We start from the raw sequence: 24,851 nt of genomic DNA on the forward strand, positions 1-24,851 counted from the left end.
TCCCCCTGCGCCACCCGGTAGACCGGTACTCGACCGCCGGCCCGGGCAGGACGCGTCCCTCGCCGATGAACACCGTCCGGTTGACCCGGGCGTAGCGCTCGTCCCCGGTCTCCAGGCGGGGGTGGTGACGAAGTACTGGTCGCCGAACTCCGTCGGGGCACCGCCGCCACCCATGATGGCCAGGACGGCCGGGGTCAGCTCCATCAGGCCCGGGTACTGGACGTAGACGTGGGCTCCGTCCACCGTCTGGATCGTGGCCCGCACGTCCAGGCGGCCGAACCCGTCCGTGCTCACCAGCAGCCAGTCGGCGCCGGCGCCGACCAACCGGCCCTCGAGCCGGTCGCCCCGGACCTCGCCGCCGGTGATCGTGGCCTCCATGCGGTTGCCGAAGGGCCCTGGCCCGATGGGGTGGGGCTCGAGGTCGGCGTGGTACTCGAACTCCCGTACCAACTGGGGCATGACGTCCCTCCCGGGACGGGGGCGGGCCGGGTGCCCGCCCCGGGGCCCGGACGGTCCGCCGCCCCCGTGGGGGGTCAAGGGAGCCGCGCGCGCCTGGGCGATCCCGACACAGCGCGTACGTGCGGCCTGCCCATGGGTGGCCGACGTCCGGTCCGGTCAGCGCGGGTCGGCCTCCACCGCCTCGAACGCCTTGCGGGCGGCGATGAGCACCGGGTCCCACACCGGCGCGAACGGCGGGGCGTAGGAGAGGTCGAGGGAGAGGACCTCGTCGACGGTCATCTCGTTCCAGATGCAGATGGCCAGCGCGTCGATGCGCTTGGCCGCGCCCTCCCGGCCGACGATCTGGGCGCCCAGCAGCCGCCCGCTGCGCCGCTCGGCGATCATCTTGACCCGGATCGGTGACGCGCCCGGGAAGTAGCCGGCCTTGGTGGTCGAGTCGACGGCGGCGGTGACGAACGAGTAGCCGGCCAGCTCCGCCTCGGCCTCCGACAGGCCGGTGCGGGCGGCCTCGGTGGCGCAGATCTTGGTGATGGCGGTGCCGATGACGCCGGGGAACGTGGCGTAGCCGCCGCCGATGTTGATGCCGGCCACCCGACCCTGCTTGTTGGCGTGCGTCCCCAGCGCCACCACCACACGCTGCTTCGAGAGGCGGTGCACCGACTCCACGCAGTCACCGGCCGCCCAGATGCCGTGCACCTGGGTGCGCATCCGCGCGTCGACGGCGATGCCGCCGGAGGTGCCGAGCGGGATGCCCGCCTCCTTCGCCAGCGCCACGTTGGGCCGCACGCCGAGCCCGAGGACGACGAGGTCGGCGGGCAGCTCGCGGCCACTGGCGGTGACCACGGCCCGCGCCCGCCCGTCGGGTCCGACGTCGATGCCGGCGACGCCGTCGGACAGGACCAGCTCGATGTCCTCGCAGCGCACCGCCTCGGCGATGTACTCGCCCACGTCGGGGTCGAACGTGCCGACCGGCGTGGCCGACATGTCGACGACGGTGACGTCGAGCCCGCGCAGCCGGCAGGCCTCGGCGATCTCCAGGCCGATGTAGCCGCCGCCGACGACGACGACCCGCTGCACCCGGCCGCTGTCGAGCTCGGCGCGCAGCGCGACGCCGTCGTCGAGCACCTGGACGCCGTAGACGCCCTGCGCGTCGATGCCCTCGACCCGGGGGCGCATCGGCACGCTGCCGGTGGCGTAGACCAGGTCGTCGTAGGGCTCGGTGCCCTCCGTGCCGGCGTCGAGGTCGCGCCAGTGGACGATGCCCTTGTCGGTGTCGATCCCGACGACCTCGGTGCGCATCCGGACGTCGAGGCCGGCCGCGCGGTGCTGCTCGGGCGTGCGGGCGACGAGTTGCGTCTCGCTCCCGACGGTCCCGGCGATCCAGTACGGGATGCCGCACGCGGAGTACGACGTCGCCCGGCCGCGCTCGAACAGGACGACGTCGAGGTCGCGCGTGCGCTTCTTGGCCTGGGACGCCGCGCTGCCGCCGGCGGCGTCCCCTCCGATGACGACGAGGCGCTTGCTCACCCTGGGGAGGCTAGGCCCGCGGGGCGCTACAGGCTCACCGCGACGGTCGCGGCGAGCTCGCGGGCGGCCTCCAGGTCGTCCCTGCCCGGCGCGCCGGTGAGGCTGAGCGGCGCGGCCACCTGCTTCCACCTGAGCGCGCCGGTGATGGCCGCGATGGCCCTGAGCGCGCCGGCGGTGTCGTCGCCGCCGTGCACGTAGACGCCGTAGGGCAGGCCGACGGTGGCGTCCAGGCACGGGTAGTAGACCGTGTCGAAGAAGTGCTTGAGCGCCCCGGACATGTAGCCGATGTTGGCCGGCGTCCCGAGCAGCACGCCGTCGGCGGCGAGCAGGTCGGCCGGCCCGGCCGACAGCGCCGGGCGCACCTCCAGCTCGACCTCGGCCACCATCGCCGCGCCCTCGCGCACCGCCTCGAGCACCGCCTGCAGGTTCGGCGAGGGTGTGTGGTGGACGACGAGCAGCCGGGGCACGCCGCCATCCTCCCCGGGCGTCGACACGGTCGGGTGAACGTCGGGGTCGAGGGACCCGGTGGACGGGCCGGCCCTCCACCATCGCCCCGTGGAGCCAGCCGCGCGCATCGTGGTCCGCCGCCCAGGGGGCGGTTACCGGGACCGGTGGCGCTCCTACGGCATCGAGGTCGACGGCGTCCGGGCCGGCACTGTCGCCGGGGGTGAGCAGGTCGAGCTCCCCGTCGCGCCCGGACGGCACTCCGTCAGGGCGGTGATCGACTGGTCGGGGAGCCCCGTCGTGCAGGTCGAGGTGGCCGCCGGTGCGACGGCGCGCCTGACCGTGCAGCCCGCCGGCAGCGCGGCCTCGGCCCTCACGCAGCTGTGGGGACGGGACAGCTGGCTGGTCCTCCGCGAGGAGTGACCGCCGGCGTCGTCACCGATCCCGGGCGTCCCACCTCCCGGTCAGCGTGCGGCCGTGACCGTCGACCTCTTCGCGGGCACACCCGTCAGCGACCTCGAGCGCGCCCTCGCCTGGTACGAGCGCCTGTTCGGAGCGGCGCCCGCCTTCCTGCCGAACGACGTCGAGGCGGTGTGGGAGCTCGCCGAGCACCGGTACGTGTTCACCGAGCTGCGGCCCGGGCACGCCGGCCACGCGATGCACCCGCTGTTCGTCGACGACCTCGACGAGCGGGTCGCTGCGGTGGCCGGCCGGGGCATCGAGCCGGCCGAGCGGGAGACCTACTCCAACGGGGTGCGGAAGGTGACCTACCGCGACCCCGACGGCAACGAGGTCGGCTTCGGGGGCGCCCCGGTCACGTCTTGAACTCCGAGGGGGCTCGGGCGCCCCGTGCCCGAGGTGCAGCGGGATCCCCGGGTACGGCGGCCGACTCGCGCACCGGGCCGGTCGAGCGGACCACCGGGCGGAGGGAGGACGATCGGCCCCGGTTCACGGAGGTGATCGGTCAGCCGGGACGCCGAGCCTTCCACGCCGACGATCCGGTACCCCGGGCGGCCGTCCACCACTCACCATCGATCGTCGGGGAGGGCGTCGTGCAGGACGAGACGCAGGCCCAGCTGGAGCACCTGGGGCCACTGACCGGTACGTGGACGACCGAGGGCTCCCACCCCCTCCTGCCCGACGCCGTGATCCGCGGGCGGGCCGTGTTCGCGTGGCTGGAGGGCGGGCACTTCCTGGTCTGGCGCTCCCACTACGAGCACCCCGACGTCCCTGACGCGCTCACCGTCATCGGCTTCGTCGACGAGCGGCTGTCGATGCACTACTTCGACTCCCGTGGCGTCCACCGGCTGTACTCGGTGAGCGCGAGCCCGGGCGAGTGGCGGTTCTGGCGCGACGACGCCGACTTCGCGCAGCGATCCGCCGGGACGTTCAGCGACGACGGCGACACGATGACGGTCCGCGGGCAGCTCTCCCGAGACGGGACGACCTGGGACGACGACCTCGCGCTCACCTTCCGCCGGGCCTCCGGAGGTGACCAGGGCCCGCGCGGCGTTCCCGCGGGAACGTGACCGATCGTCGCGATCAGCGGTCGAGGGCGGCGAGCAGGTCGGCGCGGGCGGTGGCCAGGGACGGGCCGTACCAGGTGAGGTCGCGGCCGGACACCAGCACCGACCGGAGCCCGGGGAACGCCTCGGGGCCGTCGTCGGCGGTGAAGAGGTAGGGCTCGTCGGGCAGCAGGACGACGTCGGGCGCTGCGGCCAGGACGTCGTCGACCGACACGTGCGGGTAGCGGTCGTCCCCGGCGGCGAAGACGTTGACCAGCCCGAGCCGGGCCAGCACGTCCCCGGTGAAGGTGCGCGGGCCGACGACCATCCACGGGTCCCGCCAGATCGGCACGGCCACCCGGCGGGGCGGCGCCGGCGCCGGACGCGCCCACTCGCGAGCCGCCGCCGTCAGCCAGTCCGGCTCCCCCACGTCCAGCACCTCGGCGAACAGCCGGCGCATCGAGGCCAGCGCCTCGTCGACCGTCTCGATGACGGTCACCCACACCGGCACGCCGGCCGCCCGCAGCCGGTCGACGTCCAGCCGCCGGTTCTCCTCCCGGTTGCAGACGACGAGGTCCGGGGCCAGCGCCGCGATCGCCGCGCGGTCGGGGTTCTTGGTGCCCCGGACGCGGGCCACCTCCAGCCCGGCCGGGTGCGTGCACCAGTCGGTGGCGCCGACCAGCCGCCCGGGCACGGTGACCGCCAGCGCCTCGGTCAGCGACGGCACCAGCGACACCACCCGCCGCGGCGGCCGGGGCAGCTGGACCGGTACACCGAGGTCGTCGTGCAAGGACCCCCTCCCCCCCACCCCTCGCCGGCTCGGGGCGGGACCCGGGAGGGGGCCGTCAGACATTGCGGCGGTACTGGCCGCCCACCTCGAAGAACGCGTCGGAGATCTGGCCGAGCGAGCACGAGCGGACGGCGTCCATGAGCGCGGCGAACACGTTGCCGCCCGACGTCGCCGCCTCCTGCAGCCGGGCCAGCGCGGCCGGGGCCTCGTCGGCGTGCCGCGCCTGGAAGCCGGCCAGCCGCTGCAGCTGCGACTGCTTCTCCGCCTCGGTGGCCCGCGCCAGCTCCACCGTCCTCGGCGGCGCCTCGTCGCGGCGCGGGTCGAGGAAGGTGTTGACGCCGACGATCGGCAGGCTGCCGTCGTGCTTGCGGTGCTCGTAGAGCATCGACTCGTCCTGGATCTTGCCGCGCTGGTAGCCGGTCTCCATCGCGCCCAGCACGCCGCCGCGCTCGGCGATCCGGTCGAACTCGGCCAGCACCGCCTCCTCGACCAGGTCGGTGAGCTCGTCGACGACGGCCGACCCCTGCAGCGGGTTCTCGTTGCCGGCCAGCCCCCACTCCTTGTCGATGATCATCTGGATGGCCAGCGCCCGGCGGACGGAGTGCTCCGACGGTGTCGTCACCGCCTCGTCGTAGGCGTTGGTGTGCAGGCTGTTGGCGTTGTCGTAGACGGCGCACAGCGCCTGCAGGGTGGTGCGGATGTCGTTGAAGTCCATCTCCTGCGCGTGCAGCGACCGGCCCGACGTCTGGACGTGGTACTTCAGCTGCTGGGAGCGGGGGTTGGCGCCGTAGCGGTCGCGCATGGCCACCGCCCAGATCCGCCGGGCCACCCGGCCGATCACCGTGTACTCGGCGTCCATGCCGTTGGAGAAGAAGAAGCTCAGGTTCGGCGCGAAGTCGTCGATCGCCATGCCGCGGGCCAGGTAGGCCTCGACGTAGGTGAAGCCATTGGCCAGCGTGAACGCCAGCTGGCTGATGGGGTTCGCCCCCGCCTCGGCGATGTGGTAGCCGGAGATCGACACCGAGTAGAAGTTGCGCACCCGGTGCTCGATGAACCACTCCTGGATGTCGGCCATGCACCGCAGGGCGAACTCCGTGGAGAAGATGCAGGTGTTCTGGCCCTGGTCCTCCTTGAGGATGTCGGCCTGCACCGTGCCGCGGACGGTCGACAGGACCCAGGCGCGGATCTCGTCGGTCTCGGCCTCGTCCGGCTCGCGTCCCTCGTCGGCGCGGAAGGCGTCCAGCCGCTGCTCGATCGCGGTGTTCATGAACATCGCGAGGATCGCCGGCGCCGGGCCGTTGATGGTCATCGACACCGACGTCGTCGGGGCGCACAGGTCGAAGCCGTCGTAGAGCACCCGCATGTCGTCGAGCGTGGCGATCGAGACACCCGACGTGCCGACCTTGCCGTAGACGTCGGGCCGCGGGTCGGGGTCGCGGCCGTAGAGGGTCACCGAGTCGAACGCCGTCGACAGCCGGGTCGCCTCGTTGCCCGCCGACAGCACCCGGAACCGCCGGTTGGTGCGGAAGGCGTCGCCCTCGCCGGCGAACATCCGCGCCGGTGCCTCACCGGCCCGCTTGAACGGGAAGACGCCGGCCGTGTACGGGAACGCGCCCGGCAGGTTCTCCCGGCGCAGGAAGCACAGCAGCTCCGCCTCGTCCTGCGTGCGGGGCAGCGCCACCCTCGGCACCTTCGTCCCCGACAGCGTCTCGCGGGTCAGCGGCGTGCGGATCTCCTTGCCGCGCACCGTGTAGACGTACTCGTCGCCGGAGTACCGCTCCACCCGCGCCGGCCACTCCTCCAGCAGCGTGCGCACCTCGGGCAGCAGCTCGGCGTCGGCGGCCTCGGCGGCCACCCGCGCCGCGTCCGCCGCCGGACCGTCCAGCACCTCGGCAGCAGTGGTCAGGTGCTGGCGGCGCCGGACGACGGCGGCCTGCTCCTCGGTCACCCGGTGGTGGGCGCGGACGGCGTCGGCGACGTCGGCCAGGTACCGCGCCCGCGACGACGGGACGACGCTGGTCAGCCCGGTCGAGGCGCGCACGTCGACCCGCGGCAGCACGCCGGCGCCGGCCGGCAGCCCCTTCTCCGCCAGCAGGCCGAGCAGGTGCTGGTACAGCGCGGTGACGCCGTCGTCGTCGAACCGCGCCGCGCTGGTGCCGAACACCGGCATCTGCTCCCACGGCCGGCCGAAGGCCTCGCGGTTGCGCACCATCTGCCGGGCGACGTCGCGGCGGGCGTCCTCGGCGCCGCGGCGCTCGTACTTGTTGATCGCGACGACGTCGGCCAGGTCGAGCATGTCGATCTTCTCGAGCTGCGAGGCGGCGCCGAACTCCGGCGTCATGACGTACAGCGAGACGTCGCTGAACGGCACGATCGCCGCGTCCCCCTGCCCGATGCCCGGCGTCTCCACGACCACCAGGTCGAACCCGGCGGCCCGCACCGCGGCCAGCACGTCGTCGAGGTGCTCGGGCACCTGCGCGCCGGCGGTGCGGGTGGCCATCGAGCGGAAGAAGGTGTGCGAGCCCTCGCCGGACTCCAGCGCGTTCATCCGGATGCGGTCGCCGAGCAGCGCTCCCCCGCCGCGGCGGCGGCTGGGGTCGATCGCGACGACGGCGACCCGCAGCTTGTCCTCCTGGTCGCGGCGCAGCCGGCGCAGCAGCTCGTCGGTGAGCGAGGACTTGCCCGAGCCGCCGGTGCCGGTGATGCCGAAGACCGGCACCGTGCGCGCCGCGGCCACCTCCCGCACCCGGGCGGCCAGCGCGTCGTCGGCGCCGGCCTCCAGCACGGTGATCGCCCGCGCCAGCGCGCGCGGGTCGCCGGTGAGCAGTGCGTCGACGTCGGGGCGCTCGGTGCTCAGGTCGACGTCGCAGGCCCGGATCAGCTCGTTGATCATCCCGGGCAGTCCCAGCCGGGCGCCGTCCTCGGGGCTGAAGATCCGCACTCCCTTCTCCCGCAGGGCGGCGATCTCCTCGGGGACGATCACGCCGCCCCCACCGCCGAACACCTGCACGTGCGACGCCCCGGCCTGGGCCAGCCGGTCGACCAGGTAGCCGAAGTACTCGACGTGCCCGCCCTGGTAGGAGGAGATCGCCACCCCCTGCACGTCCTCCTCCAGCGCGGCCCGGACGACGGCGTCGACGCTGCGGTCGTGGCCGAGGTGCACCACCTCGGCGCCCTGGCTCTGCAGCAGCCGCCGCATCACGTTGATCGCCGCGTCGTGGCCGTCGAAGAGGCTCGCCGCCGTGACGAACCGGACGGGGTGGACGGGCACGTGCAGCTCCGCGGATGCCATGCGCCCACGGTAGGCCCGAACTACTAGGACGTCCAACTACCTCCGGCGTGTCCGGTCCCCGGCCGGTGGGCAGGGAGGGTCGGTGGAACAGGACCTGCCGGCTCCGGACTGGGCGCGCGTCTTCGACGTCGCCCCGGCCCCGTTCCTGCTGCTGACCCCCGACCTGGTGATCGTGCACGCGAACCGGGCACGGCTGGAGGCGACCGCGACCACGCTGGAGGCCACGGTCGGCCGGCACCTCTTCGACGTCTTCCCCATGCGGCCCGACGACCCGTCGGCCGACGGCCTGCGCAACCTCGAGGCGTCGCTCGAGCAAGCCCGGGACACCGGTCGGCCGGTGACGATGGGGATCCAGAGGTACGACATCCCGCTGCCCGACGGCACGTGGGACGAGCGCTTCTGGAGCCCGGTGAACGTCCCCGTGCTCGACGACGCCGGCCGCGTGGTGTCCCTGCTGCACCGCTCGGACGACATCACCGACTACGTGCGGCTGCGCGGCGAGGCCGACCGCGGCCAGCGCCGGGTCGCCGAGGTCGAGGCCGACCTGCTCTCGCGCACCCGCGAGCTGGCCGAGGCCAACACCGAGCTGCGCGCGCTCGGCGAGCGGCAGCGGCGGACCGCCCAGGCGCTGGCCGGGCTGGCCGCCACCGTCTCGGCGCTGGCCGGCGCCGAGACCCGCGCGGAGCTGGTCGCCCGCCTGGTCGAGCGCGGCCGTGCCGCGTTCCGCGCGGACTCCCTCACCCTCGCCCTGCCCGAGCCGCGCACCGGCGACCTCGTCCTGACCGAGGACGGCGCGGCAGTGGGCCGCAGCGTCCGCGCCGACGGCCAGCACCCCGCGGCGGTGGCCGCCCGTGGCCGCGCGGTGCTGGTGGGCGACGCCGGCGCGCAGCCGCCCCCGGCGCACGGCCTGGCGGCGTGGGCGGCACTGCCGCTTCGGACCGGGAGCCGCTCCGTGGGCTCGCTGACCCTCGGCTGGTCGGCGCCCCAGTCCTTCGGCGAGGCCGACGTCGGCGTGCTGGAGGCCTTCGCCGCCCAGGCCGCCCAGGCGCTGGACCGGGTCACCCGCCTCGAGGAGGAGCGGCGCCGGGCCTCGGCCACCCGCAGCCTGGCCGAGAGCCTGCAGCGCTCGATGCTCACCGAGCCGCCGCGCCCGCCCGGCCTGCAGATCGCCGTCCGCTACCGCCCGGCGGCCCGCGAGGCCGAGGTCGGCGGCGACTGGTACGACGCGTTCGTCTCCTCCCGCGGGCGGACGACGCTGGTCGTCGGCGACGTCACCGGGCACGACCGGATGGCCGCGGCGGTCATGGGCCAGCTGCGCAACATGCTGCGCGGCATCGCGCACGCCGTCGACGCCCCGCCGTCCCGCGTGCTGGCCACCCTCGACGGCGCGCTCGCGGAGCTGGGGATCACCACGCTGGTCACCGCCGTCCTCGCCTGCGTCGGCCCCGCGCCCGAGGGCTCCCCCGCCGGCGTGCGCACCATGACCTGGTCCAGCGCCGGGCATCTCCCGCCGCTGGTCGTCCCGCCCACCGGCCCACCGCGCCTGCTCGACCGGCGCGGCGACCTCCTGCTCGGGCTCGACCCGGGGCGACCGCGCCGCGACGCCGACGAGACGCTGGCGCCGGGGTCGACCGTGGTCCTCTGCACCGACGGGCTGGTCGAGCGGCGCGAGGCCGACCTCGACGCGGGCCTGTCGCGGCTGCACGCCGCGGCCGGCGACCTCGCCGGGATGACCGCCGAGCAGGCCTGCGACGCCCTGCTGGCGCGGTTGGCGCCCGACCGGACCGACGACGTCGCCCTGCTGGCGCTGCGGGTGCTGCCGGGCGGGGGAGCACCGCGCGCGGAACCCTCGCCAGCCGGCGCACGTGGTGCCAGAGTGCCCGCCGTCCCCGAACCGAACGGAGCCCCTCCATGGCCTTCCGCAACCTGATGGCGAAGCTCGGCGCCGGCAACGCCGGCGTCGACGCCGTCCTCGACACCCCGACCACCACGCCCGGTGGCACCGTCACCGGCACCGTGCACCTCACCGGCGGCCAGGTCGCCCAGGAGATCACCGAGATCCGGGTGTCGCTGCAGGCGACCGTCGAGGTCGAGAGCGGCGACGGCGAGTGGAAGGAGAACGTCACCTTCGGCACCGCGCCGATCGCCGGGGCCGGCCGGATCGAGCCGGGCGCCAGGGCGGCGATCCCGTTCAGCCTCCCGGTGCCGTGGCAGTGCCCGTTCACCACCGTCGACGGCTGGACGCTGCGCGGCGTGAGGATCGGCCTGCGCACCCAGGTCGACGTCTCCGGCGCGATCGACCCCGGCGACCTCGACCCGGTGACCGTCACGCCGCTGCCGGTGCAGCGGACCGTCCTGCAGGCCCTCGGCGGCCTCGGCTTCGCCTTCCGCGGCGCCGACGTCGAGAAGGGCCGGCTGGTCGGCAGCGAGCTGCCCTTCTACCAGGAGGTCGAGTTCGCCCCGCCGTCGTCGCTGCGCGGGCGGGTCAACGAGCTCGAGGTGACCTTCCTGGCCGGCCCGCACGGCGTGGAGGTCGTGCTGGAGGTGGACCGGCGCGGGGGGCTGCTCACCGAGGGACGCGACGTCGGCGGCCGGCTGCACCTGTCCCACCACGACACCGACGTCTCCGCGGTGGCCGCGCAGCTCCACGCGGTCGTCCGCCAGCTCGGCGCCCGGCGCGGCTGGCTCTGACCCCCGACCGGCCGGAGCTCAAGGCGGCCGCCGTCGCCGTGTGCGTGACCTGCACCGGCGGCGTGCCCGCGCTGCTGATCACCCGGCGGGCGGCGCGGCTGCGGTCGCACGCCGGCCAGTGGGCGCTGCCCGGCGGCCGGCTCGACCCGGGCGAGACGGCGGTCGAGGGCGCGCTGCGCGAGCTCGACGAGGAGGTCGGCCTGCGGCCCGCCCCCGAGGCCGTCCTCGGCCTGCTCGACGACTACGTGACCCGCTCGGGCTACGTGATGACGCCGGTCGTCGTCTGGGCCGGCGACGTCGGGCGGCTCGAGCCGGCCGAGGCCGAGGTGGCCGCCGCCTACGAGGTGCCGCTGGCCGACCTCGACGTCGAGCCGCAGTTCCTGTCGATCCCGGAGTCCGACGCGCCGGTCATCCGCCTGCCGCTGCTCGGCGGCTGGGTGCACGCGCCGACCGCGGCGGTCGTCCACCAGTTCTGCCAGGTGGTCTGCCGCGGGCTGGCCACCCGGGTCGCCCACCTCGAGCAGCCGGTGTTCGCCTGGCGGTGACCCGGCGGGGGTGGATCAGCGGCGGTGCCAGCGGACGGCGCCGGCCGAGGCCACCGCGAGCACGATCCCCGACAGGACCGCGCTGCGGTCGGCCACGTCGCCCTCGGCGCGCGCGGTCCACACCGCGGCGGCGTCGAGGGCGGTGAGCAGCAGCGCCACCTCGGTGGTGCGCCGGGCCTGCGGGGCCGGCGTGGCGAGCAGCGCGGCGCCCATCGCGATGTTGCGCGCGGCGCCGAGGCGGACCAGCAGCGGCAGCGCGACGTCGCCGCGGGCGGCGTCGGGCCGCACCCCCAGCGCGCCGGCGATCCACCGCGGCGCGAACAGCGCCGCCGTGCCGATCCAGATCGACAGCGACCCGACCGTCGTGCGGGTCCCGTCCCACTCTCCGCTGCTCACGCCCGGCCCTTGCCCGCGAACCGCCTGGTCGAACCGGCGACGAGCACCAGCACCAGCGCCAGGAAGGGCAGCGTCACCCAGCTGGCCACCACGTCGCTGACCGTGGCGACGGTGAACGCCGCCGCCGACGGCGCGTCCAGCGGGCCGAGCACGCCGTCGGCGCCGAGCGCGGCGACCGACGGCGGCAGGGTGATCAGCGCCGACACCCCGCCGCCGAGGACGACGCCGGCGAGCACGGCCGCCGGGGAGGTGCGCACCGCACGCAGCGCCGTCGCGTACCCCCGCGCGAAGGCACCGGCCGTGCGGACCCGGCCGCTGACCGGTACCTCGGTGAGCGCGCCGGTGAGCCAGACCTGCGCGAGCAGGCCGGTGGTGAAGCCCACGACGTCGACCAGGAGCGCGTCGAGCAGGCTCGGGTCGCGGTACACCAGCAGCTGGCGCAGCACGTCGGGCACGGTGTTGACCAGCGTGACGGCGAGCGCGGCGGCGTAGACCCGGCCGGCGTGCCGGCGCAGCAGGGTCAGCGCGCCGCGGACGGCCTGCGCCGGGCTCACGTGCGGGTCGCGACGGCCTGGATCCACCGGTCGCCGGCCGCCCGGCGCAGCTTCCCGGGCGGCACCTCGAACCCGGCGCGGCGCAGCTCGGCGACCAGCTCGTCGGTGCCGAACCGGTCGGCGGGGTGGCGGGAGACGGCACGCAGCCAGGGCGCGTCGACGAAGCGGGCGGTCATCTCCGTCAGCGCCAGCAGCCCGCCGGGCCGCAGCACCCGCGCGGCCTCGGCGACCGCGGTCCGCCAGTCCTCGACGTGGTGCAGCGCGTGGAAGTCGACGACGAGGTCGACGCTGCCGTCGTCCACCGGCAGCGCGGTGGCGTCGCCGACGCGGAACGTGACCCGGTCGGCGAGGTCGGCGCAGGCCATCCGCGCGCGGCCGACCGTGGCCGGGTACAGGTCGACGGCGGTCACCGATGTCGCGCCGAACTGCTCGACGGCGCACCGCGCGCCCAGGCCGCGCCGTCCGGTGCCGATCTCCACGCACCGGGCGCCGCGCGCGCCGAGCCGCCGGAGGACGCGCGCCTCCACGCGGCGGCCGATCTCGTAGCGCAGGCGGCTGTCGACCCAGAGCCGGTTGGCGTTCAGGTAGGTGGGCGGCACGGTGGTGCTGCCGCGCTGGTCGGGAGGCATGTCGCGCGGCTACCCGATCCCTCGCGGGCCACTCACGGGGCGAGGGCGCCGTACACCTCGCGCGCGTGGTCGAAGACCAGGAAGTGCCCCTCGCCGGGGTACCAGTGCGCCGAGCAGTGCGGCAGCATCGCGGCCAGCACGCGGCCGAGGCCGACCGGCACCTGCCAGTCCTGGGTGCCGTGCCAGACGTGCACCGGCTGGCGCACCTCCCCGACCGGGAAGCCCCACGGCCGGAACAGCAGCGCCCGGTCCTCCGCCAGCGCCGCGGACCCCTGGCGCATGCCCTCGGTGAAGGTGGCCGCCAGCGCCCGGCGGACGGCGGGCCGGCCGATGACCCGGCGGTCGGCGGGGTTGAGCCGCACCTGCAGGTACCGCGGCAGCAGCGCCGGGCGGACGGTGAGCGGCGCGAACACCGGCCGCAGCAGGGCGGTCGCCGCCGGGGAGGGCCGGTGCGCGGCCGCCCGCAGCGACCCCGGCAGCCAGCCCGGCCACGGCCACGGCACGTCCGGCGGCGGGGCGCCGCCCAGGATCCCCACCGCCCGCACCCGGTCGGGCAGGGCGTGCGCGCAGGCCAGCGCGTAGGCCGCCCCGCCGGACAGGCTCAGCACGGCGAACCGGTCGACGCCGAGGGAGTCGAGCACCTGGACGACGTCGGCCGGCCAGTCGGTCACCCGCCGGCCCGGCTGCGGATCGGACCGCCCGAAGCCGGGCCGGTCGACGACGATCAGCCGCACGCCCCAGCGGCGGTAGGCGGCGGGGTCGTCGACGTGGTGCTCCAGCCGGGAGCTCGGCGACCCGTGGCAGCCGAGCACCGGCCAGCCGTCCGGGTCGCCCCACTCGGCGAAGGCCACCGTCCGGCCGTCGTGCAGCTCCAGGCGGCCCTCGCGGGGCTCGTTCACCGCGTCCACGCCCGGGCCCTACCCGGGGGCGCCGCGATCAGGCGCGGCGACCCAGGAGGGCCAGCACGCGCGCCTCGCGACCGGCGTCGTCCGGCACGTCGACACCGGCGACGCAGATGCCCTCCGTGTACAGGGCGTCGCCCCAGCCGCGCGCGCCGGCCTCGACCCGGTCCAGCTCGGCGTCGGTCAGCCCGGCGTCGAGTCCGGCGGCGCGGGCGACGTCCCAGCGGTGCGGGACCATGTCCCAGACGTAGAACTGCTCGAGGGTCTCCCCCACCGTCGTGGGGCCGGAGAAGCCGTCGAAGGGCGCGTCGGCGACGTCCGGGTCACCGACCGCGGCGAGCACCCGCCCGGCGTGTGCGCGCAGGGCCGCGGCCGGGTCAGCGGTGACGTCGGGTGCGGGACCCAGGTCGACGCCGCGGCCGGTGAGGAACTCCCGCTGGGTCTCGATCAGGTGGCCGACGACGTCGCGGGCGGTCCAGCCCTCGCACGGCGAGGTGGCGTCCCAGCGGTCGGCGGGCACGGCGTCGGCGACGGCGAGCAGCGGCTCGAGCGCGGCGGCGTAGGCGGTGGCGGTGTTCGTGTCCGTGGTCTGCATGGCAGGAGCCTGGCCGCGTGCGGCAGCCTGCGTCTTGATGGAACCCGACACCACCCCCGTCCACCGACGCGAGACGATCGAGCGGGCGCACCTGCGCGACCCGCGCGACGCCTCGCACGTCATGTACCGGCACGAGGTCGAGGGCCCGCTGGCCGCGCTGGTGCAGCGGTTCTGGATCCCGGTGTGGTCGGTCCCGCCGGGGCAGGAGGCGGTGCAGCGGGTGCTGCAGTACCCGGTCTGCCTCGTCGTCGTGACGCCGGACTACGCCCGCTTCTACGGCGTCGTGTCCGGGCTGTCGACGACGACGCTCCGCGGTGAGGGCTGGGCGGTCGGCGTGATGCTCACCCCCGCCGCGGGCGCGCTGGTGGCCGGCGGTCCGGTGGCCTCGTACACCGACCGGGCGGTCGACGTGGGTGCGGTGCTGGGCGCCGACGGTGCCGCGCTGACCGAGCGGGTGCGCGCGGCCATGGCGGCCGGCCCGCACTCCCCCGCCGCGCACGCCGAGGCCATGGCCGCCTACGACGACGTGCTGCGCCGGTTCCTGCCGGTCGACGAGGAGGGGGTGCTGGTCGACCGGGTGGTCGCGCTGGTCGAGTCGCGCCACGACCTCACGCGGGTCGACCAGCTGTGCGCCGAGACCGGGCTGCCGGAGCGCGCGCTGCAGCGGCTGGTGCACCGCCGGCTGGGGCTGACGCCCAAGTGGCTGGTGCAGCGCCGCCGGCTGCAGGAGGCGGCCGGGCGGCTCCGGGAACGGAGGACGACGGTGGCCGAGGTCGCCGCGGACCTCGGCTACGCCGACCAGCCGCACCTGACCCGCGACTTCGCGCGGGTGACCGGGATGACGCCGGGCGAGTTCGCCGCCCGGTACGCGGGTTGAGCGGGCGGCTCACCCCATCGCGGTCTGCCGTTCGGGCTCGATCCAGATGGTGACCCGCTCGGTCCTGATGTTCTCCGCCGGGTAGGGCCGGCCGTCGTACTTCTGCGACAGCTCGTCGATCTGCGCGCGTGCCTCCGGGCCGGTCGTCGTGTCCGTCACCCGGCCGCGCACCTCGGCGTAGCGGTAGGGGTTGCCCTCGTCGCGGATGGCGAGGGTGACGCGGGCGTCGCGCTTGAGGTTCTCGAACTTGCGCCGTCCCGTCTCGGTGTTGACGTAGAGCCGCTCGCCGTCGGTGCCCACCCAGATGTACTGCGTCTGGATGCGCCCACTGGGCAGCAGCGTGCTGATCGCCGCGTAGTTGGGACCCTCCGCCAGCTCGCGGGTGACCGGGAGGAGCTCGGGACCGTCCTGGGTGTCTGCCACGGGTGCCGCCCTACCCGCTGTGCTCGCGTCACACGCCTCGGTGACCGGCGGTGGTGGTGCCGCCGATCGCGACGTCGCGCACCACACCTCCCCGTGGGACGTTCGGGCCGATCCTCGCCGGGAGCGGCCCGCCGAGCAGACCGGGAGGAGATCCGTGGCACGCGAGCGCACGTGGGACCTGGTGGTCGTCGGCGGGGGCACCGCCGGCCTGGTCGGCGCCCGGACGGCGGCCGCGCTCGGCGCCCGCGTCGCCCTGGTCGAGCGGGACCGGCCCGGCGGCGACTGCCTGTGGACCGGCTGCGTGCCGAGCAAGGCGCTGCTGGCCGCCGCCGCCCGTGCCGCCGAGGCCCGCACGGCCGGGCGGCTCGGCGTCACCGTCGGCGAGGTGCACGTCGACCTGGCCGCGGTCATGGCGCACGTCAAGGGGGCGATCGCGGCGATCGCGCCGGAGGACTCCCCCGAGGCGCTGGCCGCGGCCGGCGTGACCGTCCTCCGCGGCACCGCCCGGCTCACCGGCCCGCGCTCGCTGACCGTCGACGGCCGCGACACCCCCTTCCGCGCCGCGCTGCTCGCCACCGGCGCCACCCCGGTGCTGCCGCCGGTCCCCGGCCTGGCCGAGGCCGGGCCGCTGACCAGCGAGACGGTCTGGGGCCTCGACGTCCTCCCCCGCCGGCTGGTCGTCCTCGGCGGTGGCGGCATCGGCTGCGAGCTCGGCCAGGGCCTCGCCCGGCTCGGCGCCGAGGTCACCCTCGTCGAGGCGCTGCCGCGGCTGCTGCCCGGCGAGGACCCCGACGCCTCCGCCCTGGTCGCCGCCGCGCTGGCGGCCGACGGCGTCCGCGTGCTGACCGGCACCCGCGTCACCGCCGTCACCGGCGAGCCCGGCGGCCCCGGCGAGGTGACCGTCGAGGGCCCCGGCGGACGGGGCACCCTCGGCCACGACCGGCTGCTGGTCGCCGTCGGACGGCGACCCGACACCGCGGCACTCGACCCCGCCGCGGCCGGCGTCGACCTCGACGACCACGGCCACGTGCGGGTCGACGGCGCGCTGCGGACGACGAACCCGCGGATCTGGGCGGCCGGCGACCTCACCGCCGTCTCCCGGTGGACGCACACCGCCGGCGTGCACGGGTCCACCGCCGCCGCCAACGCCGTCCTCGGGCTGCGGCGGGAGATCGACCGCGCCGCGATCCCGCGGGTCACCTTCACCGACCCGGAGGTCGCCGCGGTGGGCGCACCGACCTGGGCGGACGGCGACGCCCCGGCGCCCCGCACGGTCACCCGCCGCGCCGACCGGGTCGACCGCGCCGTCGCCGAGGGCCGCACCGACGGCTTCGCCCGGCTGGCGCTGGGCCGGCGCTCGCGGGTCGTGGGCGCCACCCTCGTCGGCCCGCGCGCCGGGGAGTCGCTGGCCGAGCTGACGCTCGCCGTCCGCACGGGGCTGCGGACCACCGACCTCGCCGCGACGACGCACCCCTACCCCACCCACGCCGACGGGCCCTGGAACGCCGCCCTCGACGACGTCCGGGCCCGGCTCGCCCGCGCACGGCCGGCCACGTCCGCGCTGGTGCGGCTGCGGCGGCTGCTGGACCGGGGTCGGCTCACGACGCGGTAGCCCGCGCCATCCCGCTGCAGCCCGCTGGTGCCGACCACCGCGGCGATGATTCCCGACTGGCTCGGGGGTCAGAGGAGGTGACACCGCACACCGTGCCGCGAGGAGGACGCCGTGACGACCGAGCACGACCACACCGAGCAGGCGAGCGGGCCCCGCACCCCGGAGCCCCATCCCGTGCTGCGCGAACTCGACGTCCTGGAGGGCACGTGGCGGCTCGAGGGCCGCGACCTCGACGGCGGCGCGCCGTTCACGGGCACGGTGACCCGGCGCTGGATGCCGGGCGGCCACTTCCTCGTGCAGGAGACGAGGATCGACGGGGACGAGCACGGGGGCGCCGAGTACATCGGTTACGACCACGCCCGGCAGACGCTGCGCTCGATGTACTTCAGCGCCGAGGGACCGGGACCGTTCTGCTCGTTCGCACTCGAGTACGTCTGGCGGATCGAGGGCGACGACCTCACGATCTGGCACGGGTCCGAGGACTCCCCGGCGCGCTTCAGCGGCAGGATCGACCGGCGCGCCGGCACCGTCGACGGACGGTGGGAGTGGCCCGGCGGCGGCTACCGGGCCACCGCGACCCGCCTCGACGAGCCCGGGTGAGCAGCGCCGTCCGCTCGCGGTGCCCGGGACCGCACCGCCGAGCCGCACGAGCGCGCCGGCCCCGACGACGGTGGCGTCAGCCGATCCGCTCGGCCAGGGACACGATGATCCCCTCCGGTCCGCGCACGTAGGCCATGCGCCAGACGTGCTCGTACTCCCCGATGCCGCCGACCAGGCCGTAGCCGTCGGTGGCCAGCCGGTCGACGGCCGCCTGGAGGTCGTCGACCTCGAAGGCCACGTTGCGCAGCCCCAGTTCGTTCGCCATCGCGGCGGGCGATCCCGGCACGGAGTCGGGCCGGACGAAGCGCGCCAGCTCCAGCCGGGTACCTCCGTCGGGCGGCCGCAGCATGACGATCTCGGTGCGCGAGTCGGGGATGCCGCAGACGGTGTCGAGGAACTCGCCCTCGACGAACGTCCGCCCCTCGACCTCGAGACCCAGCCCGACGAAGAACGCCGTCACCGCGTCGAGGTCGGCGACCGTGATGCCGACGTGGTCGAAGCGTCGGACGTGTGACATGGCGTGCGTCCTCCGGTGCTCGTCTCGTCGGCCGGCTCAGGGACGGAACCTACGGCGGATCCTCGACCTACAGGAGCCCGCGGTCCGCGACCGGCACCACGACGGCGGTCACCGGCGAACGGTGCGGGACGTGCTGACGCCGCCGCGGCGCACGACGACGAGCTGCGTGGCGACGCCCCTGATCGCCGTCGGGCCCGCACCGCTCGGCCGGCCACTCCCCCGCGATCACGGAGCTGCGGTGGCGACACGCCGGGTCCGACCGGGATGTCGCCACCGCGGCTCCATGATCGTCGGGACCGCCCCGACGACGTGGGACCGAGAGCCCGAGCCGAGACGGCGCGCGGGCCGGCCCACGGGTGGGAGGGTCCCGGGCGAGCCGGGCGGAGGCTGCTCGACCGGGGTCAGCGCAGCGCGCGGTGGCCGGCCACCATCCGCTGCAGGCCGCTGACGCCGACCACCGCGGCCCACACCCAGGCGATCGTCCCGGCCGACCCGGGCAGCAGCAGCCAGAGGCTGTGCACGAGCACCGTCTCCGTGCCCTCGGCGAGGCCACCGAGGAAGGACAGCGACCGCCCGTCGTCGAGGCGCCGGCCGGTCCGCTCGGCCAGCGAGGAGAAGGCGAGGAACGTCGCGCCGTTGAGGTAGTAGGCGACCAGCACCGCCACGAACGGCAGCAGCGACCCGCCGTACCCGATCCCGACGCCGGCCACGGTGGCGCCGTAGACGAGGAAGTCGGCGGTGATGTCGAGGTAGCCCCCGGCCGCGGAGGGCGGCTGCCCGTCGCGGGCGCGGCGGCGGGCGAGCACGCCGTCGAGGCCGTCGGCGACCCGGGACAGCAGCCACAGCACCAGCGCCGGGATCCAGAGTGCGCCGGCGGCCGCCGCGGCCGAGCCCAGACCGAGGGCCAGGCCGAGCAGCGTCACGCGGTCGGGGGTCACGGCGGGGCGGTCCACCCGTGCGGCCAGGCCCTCCAGCGCCGGCGCCACCAGCCGCCGCGTCCTCGCGTCGAGCACACCGTCCCCTTCGTCTGGCGCGCCACCGGGTTGCGTGACAGCCTTCGCGCGATCCCCATCCTCCCGGGCAGCCCGCCCTGCCGCCTGCCCGTCGCGACCCCTGATCGAGGAGCCGCCCCGTGCCGAGCAGCCGGCGCCGTCTGCCCGTGTCCGCCGCCCTGGTGGGCGCCGTCCTGGTGACCTCGGCGTGCTCCGGCGCGCCCGGGCCGGGCGCGGCGGGCGGCCCGTCGACCACCGCGCCCGAGCGCGGCTGGGACGAGGTGCTCGCCGAGGCCGACGGCCAGACGGTGGACCTGTGGATGTACGGCGGCGACCAGCTCGGCAACGCCTACGTCGACGACGTCCTCGCCCCGGCCGCCGCCGAGCTCGGCGTGACCCTGCGCCGGGTGCCGGTCACCGACACCGCCGACGCCCTCAACCGGGTGCTCAGCGAGCTGCAGGCCGGCACCGAGGACGGCAGCGTGGACCTGGTGTGGGTGAACGGCGAGAACTTCACCAGCGGCCGGCAGGCCGACGCGTGGCTGTGCGGCTGGACCGGCCAGCTGCCCTCGATGGAGTACGTCGACCCGGAGGACCCGCTGCTCACCAGCGACTTCGGGACGCCGGTCGACGGCTGCGAGGCCCCCTGGCACAAGGCCCAGTTCGTGCTGGCCTACGACTCGGCGGCCGTGACCGACCCACCCGCGTCGATGGACGAGCTGTTCGACTGGGCGGAGGCCAACCCCGGCCGTTTCACCTACCCCGCCCCACCGGACTTCACCGGCTCGGCGTTCGTCCGCCAGGCGCTCTACGCCGTCGCCGGCGGCCCCGACGAGGTGCCCGCCGAGTTCGACCAGGCGGCCTTCGACGAGGTCGCGCCGGAGCTGTTCGACCGGCTGGCCGCGCTGGCGCCCTCGCTGTGGCGGGCCGGCGACACCTACCCGCAGGACCTCGCCGCGCTCGAGGAGCTCTACGCCGGTGACCAGGTGGACATGACCATGACCTACGGCCCGGCCACGCTGGCCCAGCAGGTCGCCTCGGGCGCGCTGCCGGAGAGCACCCGCGTGCTGCCGCTCGAGGGCGGCACCCTGGGCAACGCGAGCTTCCTGGCCGTGCCGGTCAACGCCGCCGACCAGGCCGGCGCCCTCGCCGTCGCCGACCTGGCCCTCTCGCCGGAGCAGCAGCTGGCCAAGGCCGACCCCGCCGTCTGGGGGCAGTACCCGGTGCTCGACCCGGACCGGCTGCCCGGCGACGTCGCGGCCGCCTCCGCCGCGCTGCCGTCGTCGGAGGCGGTGCCGCCGTTCGACGAGCTCTCCCGCGACGCCGACCCCGAGCTGGGCGCGGGCTGGGTCGGGCCGCTGGAGGACGGCTGGCGCAGCGACGTCCTCGGCGCCGGCTGAGGTGCCGGCCCGGAGGTCGCGCGCCCTGCTGCTCCTGCTGCCCGCCGTCCTGCCGACGGCGGCGGTGCTGGGCGTCGCCCTGACCGTGGCGGTGCTGCAGAGCACCGGGCTGGTGCCGGTGGTCGGGGAGCCCGAGCCGTCGCTGGCCGCCTACCGCGAGCTGGCCGGCGGGCGGGCGCTGCTCGACGGGCTGCGGGTCTCGCTCGGGGTCGCCGCGGCCAGCACCGCGCTGGCCCTGGCGGTCGGGCTCGGCACCGCGTTGCTGGCCCGCACCACCCGGCTCGGCGGGCGGCTGCTGCGCGCGGCCGCGGCGGCGACCGTGCCGGTGCCGCACCTGGTCGGCGCCGCTGCCGTCGGCCTGCTCCTGGCCGACTCCGGGCTGGTCGCGCGCACGCTGTCGGTCGCCCCCGGGGAGTTCCCGCCGCTGGTCGCGGGACCGTGGTGGGCCGCCGTGGTCGCCGAGTACGCGTGGAAGGAGTCGGCGTTCGTCGCCCTGGTCGTCCTCGCCGCGCTGGCCGCCGGGGAGCGGGAGCTCGACGAGACCGCGGCGACCCTCGGCGCCGGGCCCTGGCAGCGGCTGCGCCGGGTGGCCCTGCCGCTGGCCGCGCCGGCCGCGGTCGGCGCCGGCGGGGTCACCTTCGCCTACGTGCTCGGCTCCTACGACGTCGCCTGGCTGCTCGGCCGCAGCTCCCCCGAGCCGCTGCCGGTGCTGGCCTACCGGCTGTTCACCGACGTCGACCTGGCCCGCCGCGAGCAGGCGCTGGCCGTCGCCGTCGTCACCACCGTGCTGGCGCTGGCCTGCCTGGTGCTCACCGCCGCGCTGCTGGCCCGCACCACCCGGCGGGCGCCCGCGTGAGCCGGGTCGCGCCGGCGCGGCGGCGGGCCGGCGTGGCCCCGCGGGTCGCGCTGCTCCTGGCCTGGTTCGCCGTCCCGCTCGTGCCGCTGCTCCTCTGGGCGGCCGCCGACCGCTGGTCCTACCCGGCCGTGCTGCCCACCGACTGGGGCACCACCGGCTGGCGGCAGGCGCTCGACCAGGGCGCGCTGCCCGCGCTCGGGCGCTCGGTGCTCCTCGGGCTCGCGGTGGCCGCGCTGGCCACCCCGGCCGGCGCCATGGCCGGCCGGGCGCTCGCGCTGCACCGCGTCCCCGCGCGCCGGGTGGTGGAGGCGCTGCTGCTGGCGCCGGTCGCCGTCCCGCCGTTCGCGGTCGTCATGGGGCTGACCACGCTCGCGCTGCGGCTCGCCATCCCGGCCGGTGCCGGGCTGGTGGTGGTGCTCGCCGTCTCGGCGGTGCCCTACACCGTCTTCGTCATGCGGGCGGCCTACGCCGGGCACGACGTCGGCATGGAGGAGGAGGCGCGCACCCTGGGCGCCGGTCCGCGCGCGGTGCTGCTGCGGGTGCACCTGCCGCTGCTCGCCCCGGCGCTGGCCACCGCGGCGTTCCTCGCCTTCCTCGTCGGCTGGAGCGACTACGTGGTGACGCTGGTGGTCGGCGGTGGCCGGCTGGTCACCCTGCCGATGCTGGTCGGCGCGCTGTCGTCGGCCACGGGCAACGACGCCGTCGTCGCCGCGGTGTCGCTGACCGCCGTCCTGCCGCCGCTGGCGCTGCTCGTCGCCACCGCGCTGCTGGCCCGCCGGGGCGCCCGGTGAGCGCGGAGCTGCGCGTCGAGGGCCTGCGCCGCGGCTTCGGGGGCGCGGTCGTGCTCGACGGCATCGACCTCACCGTCCCGGCCGGCGGCTGCGTGGCGCTGCTCGGGCCCTCCGGCACCGGCAAGAGCACCGTGCTGCGGCTGGTGGCCGGTCTGGACACCCCCGACGCCGGCCGGGTGACCGCCGGCGGCCGCGACCTCAGCGGGCTGGCGCCCGAGCGGCGGGGTACGGCCCTGGTCGGCCAGCGGCCGCGGCTGTTCCCGCACCTGTCGGTGCTCGACAACGTCGCCTTCCCGCTCGCCGTCGCCGGACGCCGGCGCGGCGCCGCCCGGGCCGAGGCGGCCGGCCACCTGGACCTGGTGGGCCTCGGCGACCTGGCCCGACGGCGCCCGGCCACGCTCAGCGGCGGCCAGGAGCAGCGGGTGGCCCTCGCCCGGGCGCTCGCGGCCAACCCCGCCGTGCTGCTGCTCGACGAGCCGTTCAGCGCCCTGGACCCCGGCGTCCGCGCGGAGATGCACCGGCTCCTCGCCGACCTGCGCTCCGCCGTCTCCCCCACCGTGCTGCTGGTGACCCACGACCGGCAGGAGGCCGCCGCGCTCGCCGACACCGTCGCGGTGCTGCTCGACGGGCGGATCGCCCAGCACGACGCCGTCGAGGCGCTGCACACCCGGCCGGCGTCGCTGGCCGTGCACCGCTTCCTCGGCGGGCTGGTCGAGGTGCCCGGCCGGGTCGAGGACGGCGCCCATGTCTCGGCGCTCGGCCGGCTGGTCCTGCCGTGCCCCGCACCCGCCGGCCCCGGCGTGCTGGTCGTCCGGCAGGAGGCGGTCGGCCTCGTGACCGCCGGCGACCCGGCCGCCGACGCGACCGGCGCCGTCGGCCGGGTCGCCCCGCGGGGCGCGCGGTCCCTGGTCGAGGTGACCACCGCCGCCGGGACGCTCGCCGCCGAGGCCGGCCCGGGACTCGCTCCGCCGGTCGGCGCCACCGTCGGGCTGGTGCTCCCCGTGGCCCAGCGCTGGGTGGTGGCTCAGCCCGCGGCGGGCTGACGCACCTCCACCAGCGGCAGCAGCCTGCGCAGCTCGCGGTTCTCGCCCGGGTCGAGCACCGAGTGCTGCACGCAGGCGGGCACCGTGCGGCCCTGCTCGGGGTGGGCCATGGCGTAGACGCAGGCGCCCAGCCGCTCCTGGGTGGCGCGCACCTCGGGGTCGTCGGCCACGACCCCCCGCTCCATCAGCTCCCAGGCCGGTGCGACCTGCGCGGCGTCCATGAAGCTGTGCACCACCACGGTGAACGGCCGCACCCGCCCGCGGGCGGCGACCAGGCCGCGCACGCCGCCGGAGCGGGACAGCGCCCGGCGCAGCCAGCCCAGGGCCGCCGGCAGGACGGCGAGGTTGCCGCCGACGGCGCGCAGCAGCCGGGGCACGAGCACCGCCGGCGGCGTGCCGGTGAGCTGCAGGCCGCCGAAGCGGGCGAGGAAGGCGTCGCGGACGGCGAGGTCGCGGGGGTCGGTGTCGTCGAGCACCGGCACGAACCGGCCGCCGACCAGCCAGCCCCACGCCGTCCGGTTGCAGCGCGGGTCGCCCATCTGCAGCGCCCGCCACGGCAGCCGGGTGCCCATGCCGCGCTCCACCTCGGCCCAGACGTCGTCGGAGGTGTGCTCGCGGAAGCCCTCCTTCCACCGGCGACGGTCGCCGACGAAGGCGGCGGGCTGGAAGGAGAGCATGTCGTAGCCCAGCGGCGCGGTCGTGGCCGCGACCTCGGCGACCTGGCCGAGGTTGCTGGGGGTGACGGTCATGTTGTGGGCCAGGTAGGAGCGCACGCCGTGCTCGGCCCGCAGCCTGCGGAACATCTCGACGAAGGCCCGCCGGAACGGCTCGAGATCGGCCTCGCGGCGCGGCCGGGGCAGCCCGCGGCGCCCGCGCATGAGGGAGTCCATGTGCGCGGCGAAGGAGACCCGCGTGAGCCGCGGCCTCCCGTCGGGGCCGAGCACGAGCCGGCGCAGGTAGTCCTCGCCGAAGTCGCCGTGGGTCATGCTCATCGGCTCGCGGCCGTGCCGGCGCATGGCCAGCAGCGCCCCGGCGTGGGCGTCGGGGTCGAGCAGGCTGACCTCGCCCCCGATGAGCTGGGCGTGCCCGTGCGGGCCGCGCAGCTCCTCCAGCAGGGCCATCTGCGCCTCGACCTGGGCCACGGTGTGCTCGCCGTCCACGCGCACCTTGTTGGCGTCGGCGGAGTGGTAGCAGGGCGAGCAGGTGAAGTCGCACCGCGGGAAGACGCCGTGGGTGCCCTCGCAGCCGACCGCGTGCCGGCCGACCAGCTGGGCGGGCGTGCGCGCCGACTCCGGCAGCTCGGCCCACCGGCGGGCCAGGGCGGCCGCCTTGAGCCGCGGCACAGGCCGCGTCGCCTCGAGCCACTGCCGCAGTCCCCGCCGCACCCGCGCCATCCGCCGTCCCCTCGCCG

General features: G+C 76.4%; 26 protein-coding genes and 1 pseudogene. 13 read left to right on the forward strand and 14 right to left on the reverse strand.

The annotated features are described in order from the left end of the window. From ABQ292_RS16080 to ABQ292_RS16090, 3 genes and pseudogenes are all read right to left on the reverse strand, one after another. Nucleotides 1-459: pseudogene (locus ABQ292_RS16080) on the reverse strand (DUF3237 domain-containing protein); the annotation flags it as partial. 156 nt (nt 460-615) lie between these two features. After that, nucleotides 616-1,986 carry an FAD-dependent oxidoreductase gene (locus ABQ292_RS16085; RefSeq protein WP_369208160.1) on the reverse strand — a complete coding sequence of 457 codons (1,371 nt, stop codon included), beginning with the start codon at nt 1,984-1,986 and terminating at the stop codon, nt 616-618. A 26-nt stretch (nt 1,987-2,012) separates the two neighbouring features. Next, on the reverse strand, nt 2,013-2,453 hold the full coding sequence (locus ABQ292_RS16090) for a flavodoxin family protein (protein WP_369208162.1): 441 nt from the start codon (nt 2,451-2,453) through the stop codon (nt 2,013-2,015). Between the two features lie 88 nt (nt 2,454-2,541). Between ABQ292_RS16090 and ABQ292_RS16095 the strand changes: the two genes are divergently transcribed. The 3 genes from ABQ292_RS16095 to ABQ292_RS16105 all read left to right on the forward strand — a co-directional run bounded on the left by ABQ292_RS16095 (nt 2,542) and on the right by ABQ292_RS16105 (nt 3,959). After that, nucleotides 2,542-2,853: a hypothetical protein gene (locus ABQ292_RS16095; protein ID WP_369208164.1), complete on the forward strand. Its 312-nt coding sequence runs from the start codon at nt 2,542-2,544 to the stop codon at nt 2,851-2,853. A 54-nt stretch (nt 2,854-2,907) separates the two neighbouring features. Next, nucleotides 2,908-3,255 (forward strand): VOC family protein, encoded by a 348-nt coding sequence (locus ABQ292_RS16100; protein ID WP_369208166.1) that lies wholly within the window; start codon nt 2,908-2,910, stop codon nt 3,253-3,255. 227 nt (nt 3,256-3,482) lie between these two features. Next, a complete protein-coding gene (locus ABQ292_RS16105) occupies nt 3,483-3,959 on the forward strand; it encodes a hypothetical protein (RefSeq protein ID WP_369208168.1) in 477 nt (158 codons plus the stop codon). Between the two features lie 13 nt (nt 3,960-3,972). Here ABQ292_RS16105 and ABQ292_RS16110 read toward each other — a convergent pair whose 3' ends face one another. Continuing rightward, entirely contained in the window at nt 3,973-4,725 is a 753-nt protein-coding gene (locus ABQ292_RS16110) for a helical backbone metal receptor (protein WP_369208170.1), read from the reverse strand. A 55-nt stretch (nt 4,726-4,780) separates the two neighbouring features. Next, complete coding sequence (icmF, locus tag ABQ292_RS16115; protein WP_369208172.1) at nt 4,781-8,017, reverse strand: fused isobutyryl-CoA mutase/GTPase IcmF; 3,237 nt, start codon at nt 8,015-8,017, stop codon at nt 4,781-4,783. Between the two features lie 82 nt (nt 8,018-8,099). Here icmF and ABQ292_RS16120 point away from each other — a divergent pair, with 82 nt between their 5' ends. Genes ABQ292_RS16120 through ABQ292_RS16130 form a run of 3 tightly spaced genes read left to right on the forward strand, consistent with a single transcriptional unit; the run spans nt 8,100 to nt 11,253 of the window. Beyond that, entirely contained in the window at nt 8,100-9,947 is a 1,848-nt protein-coding gene (locus ABQ292_RS16120) for a SpoIIE family protein phosphatase (RefSeq protein ID WP_369208174.1), read from the forward strand. Beyond that, nucleotides 9,929-10,708: a sporulation protein gene (locus tag ABQ292_RS16125; RefSeq protein WP_369208176.1), complete on the forward strand. Its 780-nt coding sequence runs from the start codon at nt 9,929-9,931 to the stop codon at nt 10,706-10,708. Before ABQ292_RS16120 ends, ABQ292_RS16125 begins: the two co-directional genes overlap by 19 nt. Beyond that, complete coding sequence (locus ABQ292_RS16130) at nt 10,705-11,253, forward strand: NUDIX hydrolase (RefSeq protein WP_369208232.1); 549 nt, start codon at nt 10,705-10,707, stop codon at nt 11,251-11,253. Before ABQ292_RS16125 ends, ABQ292_RS16130 begins: the two co-directional genes overlap by 4 nt. Before the next feature lie 15 nt (nt 11,254-11,268). Here the strand turns inward: ABQ292_RS16130 and ABQ292_RS16135 are convergent, their stop codons facing one another. From ABQ292_RS16135 to ABQ292_RS16155, 5 genes are read right to left on the reverse strand one after another with little or no spacing between them, the layout of a single operon-like run. Further along, nucleotides 11,269-11,649, reverse strand: coding sequence for a DUF4267 domain-containing protein (locus ABQ292_RS16135; protein WP_369208178.1), 381 nt, complete (start codon nt 11,647-11,649; stop codon nt 11,269-11,271). Then, nucleotides 11,646-12,203, reverse strand: coding sequence for a hypothetical protein (locus ABQ292_RS16140; RefSeq protein ID WP_369208180.1), 558 nt, complete (start codon nt 12,201-12,203; stop codon nt 11,646-11,648). Before ABQ292_RS16140 ends, ABQ292_RS16135 begins: the two co-directional genes overlap by 4 nt. Continuing rightward, on the reverse strand, nt 12,200-12,832 hold the full coding sequence (locus ABQ292_RS16145; protein WP_369208182.1) for a class I SAM-dependent methyltransferase: 633 nt from the start codon (nt 12,830-12,832) through the stop codon (nt 12,200-12,202). Before ABQ292_RS16145 ends, ABQ292_RS16140 begins: the two co-directional genes overlap by 4 nt. A 32-nt stretch (nt 12,833-12,864) precedes the next feature. Further along, a complete protein-coding gene (locus tag ABQ292_RS16150; protein ID WP_369208184.1) occupies nt 12,865-13,740 on the reverse strand; it encodes an alpha/beta fold hydrolase in 876 nt (291 codons plus the stop codon). 28 nt (nt 13,741-13,768) lie between these two features. Further along, nucleotides 13,769-14,329 carry a TIGR03086 family metal-binding protein gene (locus ABQ292_RS16155; RefSeq protein WP_369208186.1) on the reverse strand — a complete coding sequence of 187 codons (561 nt, stop codon included), beginning with the start codon at nt 14,327-14,329 and terminating at the stop codon, nt 13,769-13,771. A 37-nt stretch (nt 14,330-14,366) separates the two neighbouring features. Here ABQ292_RS16155 and ABQ292_RS16160 point away from each other — a divergent pair, with 37 nt between their 5' ends. Next, a complete protein-coding gene (locus ABQ292_RS16160) occupies nt 14,367-15,206 on the forward strand; it encodes a helix-turn-helix domain-containing protein (protein ID WP_369208188.1) in 840 nt (279 codons plus the stop codon). Nucleotides 15,207-15,215: 9 nt separating this feature from the next. Here the strand turns inward: ABQ292_RS16160 and ABQ292_RS16165 are convergent, their stop codons facing one another. Continuing rightward, nucleotides 15,216-15,629 carry a PPOX class F420-dependent oxidoreductase gene (locus ABQ292_RS16165; RefSeq protein WP_369208190.1) on the reverse strand — a complete coding sequence of 138 codons (414 nt, stop codon included), beginning with the start codon at nt 15,627-15,629 and terminating at the stop codon, nt 15,216-15,218. Between the two features lie 154 nt (nt 15,630-15,783). Between ABQ292_RS16165 and ABQ292_RS16170 the strand changes: the two genes are divergently transcribed. Together ABQ292_RS16170 and ABQ292_RS16175 are read left to right on the forward strand one after the other, a co-directional pair. Continuing rightward, nucleotides 15,784-17,241 (forward strand): dihydrolipoyl dehydrogenase family protein, encoded by a 1,458-nt coding sequence (locus ABQ292_RS16170; RefSeq protein WP_369208192.1) that lies wholly within the window; start codon nt 15,784-15,786, stop codon nt 17,239-17,241. A 111-nt stretch (nt 17,242-17,352) separates the two neighbouring features. Continuing rightward, nucleotides 17,353-17,841, forward strand: a complete 489-nt coding sequence (locus tag ABQ292_RS16175) for a hypothetical protein (protein ID WP_369208194.1) — start codon at nt 17,353-17,355, stop codon at nt 17,839-17,841. Nucleotides 17,842-17,917: 76 nt separating this feature from the next. Here the strand turns inward: ABQ292_RS16175 and ABQ292_RS16180 are convergent, their stop codons facing one another. Next, nucleotides 17,918-18,358, reverse strand: a complete 441-nt coding sequence (locus tag ABQ292_RS16180; RefSeq protein WP_369208196.1) for a VOC family protein — start codon at nt 18,356-18,358, stop codon at nt 17,918-17,920. Nucleotides 18,359-18,759: 401 nt separating this feature from the next. After that, nucleotides 18,760-19,371, reverse strand: a complete 612-nt coding sequence (locus tag ABQ292_RS16185) for a CDP-alcohol phosphatidyltransferase family protein (RefSeq protein ID WP_369208198.1) — start codon at nt 19,369-19,371, stop codon at nt 18,760-18,762. Nucleotides 19,372-19,490: 119 nt separating this feature from the next. Here ABQ292_RS16185 and ABQ292_RS16190 point away from each other — a divergent pair, with 119 nt between their 5' ends. The 4 genes from ABQ292_RS16190 to ABQ292_RS16205 are packed head-to-tail and all read left to right on the forward strand — an operon-like array spanning nt 19,491 to nt 23,440. After that, on the forward strand, nt 19,491-20,750 hold the full coding sequence (locus ABQ292_RS16190) for an ABC transporter substrate-binding protein (protein WP_369208200.1): 1,260 nt from the start codon (nt 19,491-19,493) through the stop codon (nt 20,748-20,750). Between the two features lies 1 nt (nt 20,751). Continuing rightward, nucleotides 20,752-21,606: an ABC transporter permease subunit gene (locus ABQ292_RS16195; RefSeq protein ID WP_369208202.1), complete on the forward strand. Its 855-nt coding sequence runs from the start codon at nt 20,752-20,754 to the stop codon at nt 21,604-21,606. Next, the gene (locus ABQ292_RS16200; protein ID WP_369208204.1) at nt 21,603-22,397 is read left to right on the forward strand and encodes an ABC transporter permease; all 795 of its coding nucleotides are present in this window, start codon (nt 21,603-21,605) and stop codon (nt 22,395-22,397) included. The genes ABQ292_RS16195 and ABQ292_RS16200 overlap by 4 nt, the downstream gene beginning before the upstream one ends. Then, nucleotides 22,394-23,440 (forward strand): ABC transporter ATP-binding protein, encoded by a 1,047-nt coding sequence (locus ABQ292_RS16205; protein WP_369208206.1) that lies wholly within the window; start codon nt 22,394-22,396, stop codon nt 23,438-23,440. The genes ABQ292_RS16200 and ABQ292_RS16205 overlap by 4 nt, the downstream gene beginning before the upstream one ends. Here the strand turns inward: ABQ292_RS16205 and ABQ292_RS16210 are convergent. Then, nucleotides 23,422-24,834: a radical SAM domain-containing protein gene (locus ABQ292_RS16210; protein ID WP_369208208.1), complete on the reverse strand. Its 1,413-nt coding sequence runs from the start codon at nt 24,832-24,834 to the stop codon at nt 23,422-23,424. The two genes, ABQ292_RS16205 and ABQ292_RS16210, sit on opposite strands and share 19 nt — an antisense overlap. Nucleotides 24,835-24,851: the final 17 nt, after the last annotated feature.

Origin of the sequence: Geodermatophilus maliterrae (assembly GCF_041018925.1) — a bacterium.
Taxonomy (GTDB): domain Bacteria; phylum Actinomycetota; class Actinomycetes; order Mycobacteriales; family Geodermatophilaceae; genus Geodermatophilus; species Geodermatophilus maliterrae.

Excerpts from the sequence above, each read along its gene's own strand:
- ABQ292_RS16180 (WP_369208196.1), bottom strand. The coding sequence starts at position 18,358 with ATGTCACACGTCCGACGCTTCGACCACGTCGGCATCACGGTCGCCGAC.
- ABQ292_RS16155 (WP_369208186.1), bottom strand. The coding sequence starts at position 14,329 with ATGCAGACCACGGACACGAACACCGCCACCGCCTACGCCGCCGCGCTC.
- icmF (WP_369208172.1), bottom strand. The coding sequence starts at position 8,017 with ATGGCATCCGCGGAGCTGCACGTGCCCGTCCACCCCGTCCGGTTCGTC.
- ABQ292_RS16210 (WP_369208208.1), bottom strand. The coding sequence starts at position 24,834 with ATGGCGCGGGTGCGGCGGGGACTGCGGCAGTGGCTCGAGGCGACGCGG.
- ABQ292_RS16160 (WP_369208188.1), top strand. The coding sequence starts at position 14,367 with ATGGAACCCGACACCACCCCCGTCCACCGACGCGAGACGATCGAGCGG.
- ABQ292_RS16125 (WP_369208176.1), top strand. The coding sequence starts at position 9,929 with ATGGCCTTCCGCAACCTGATGGCGAAGCTCGGCGCCGGCAACGCCGGC.
- ABQ292_RS16145 (WP_369208182.1), bottom strand. The coding sequence starts at position 12,832 with ATGCCTCCCGACCAGCGCGGCAGCACCACCGTGCCGCCCACCTACCTG.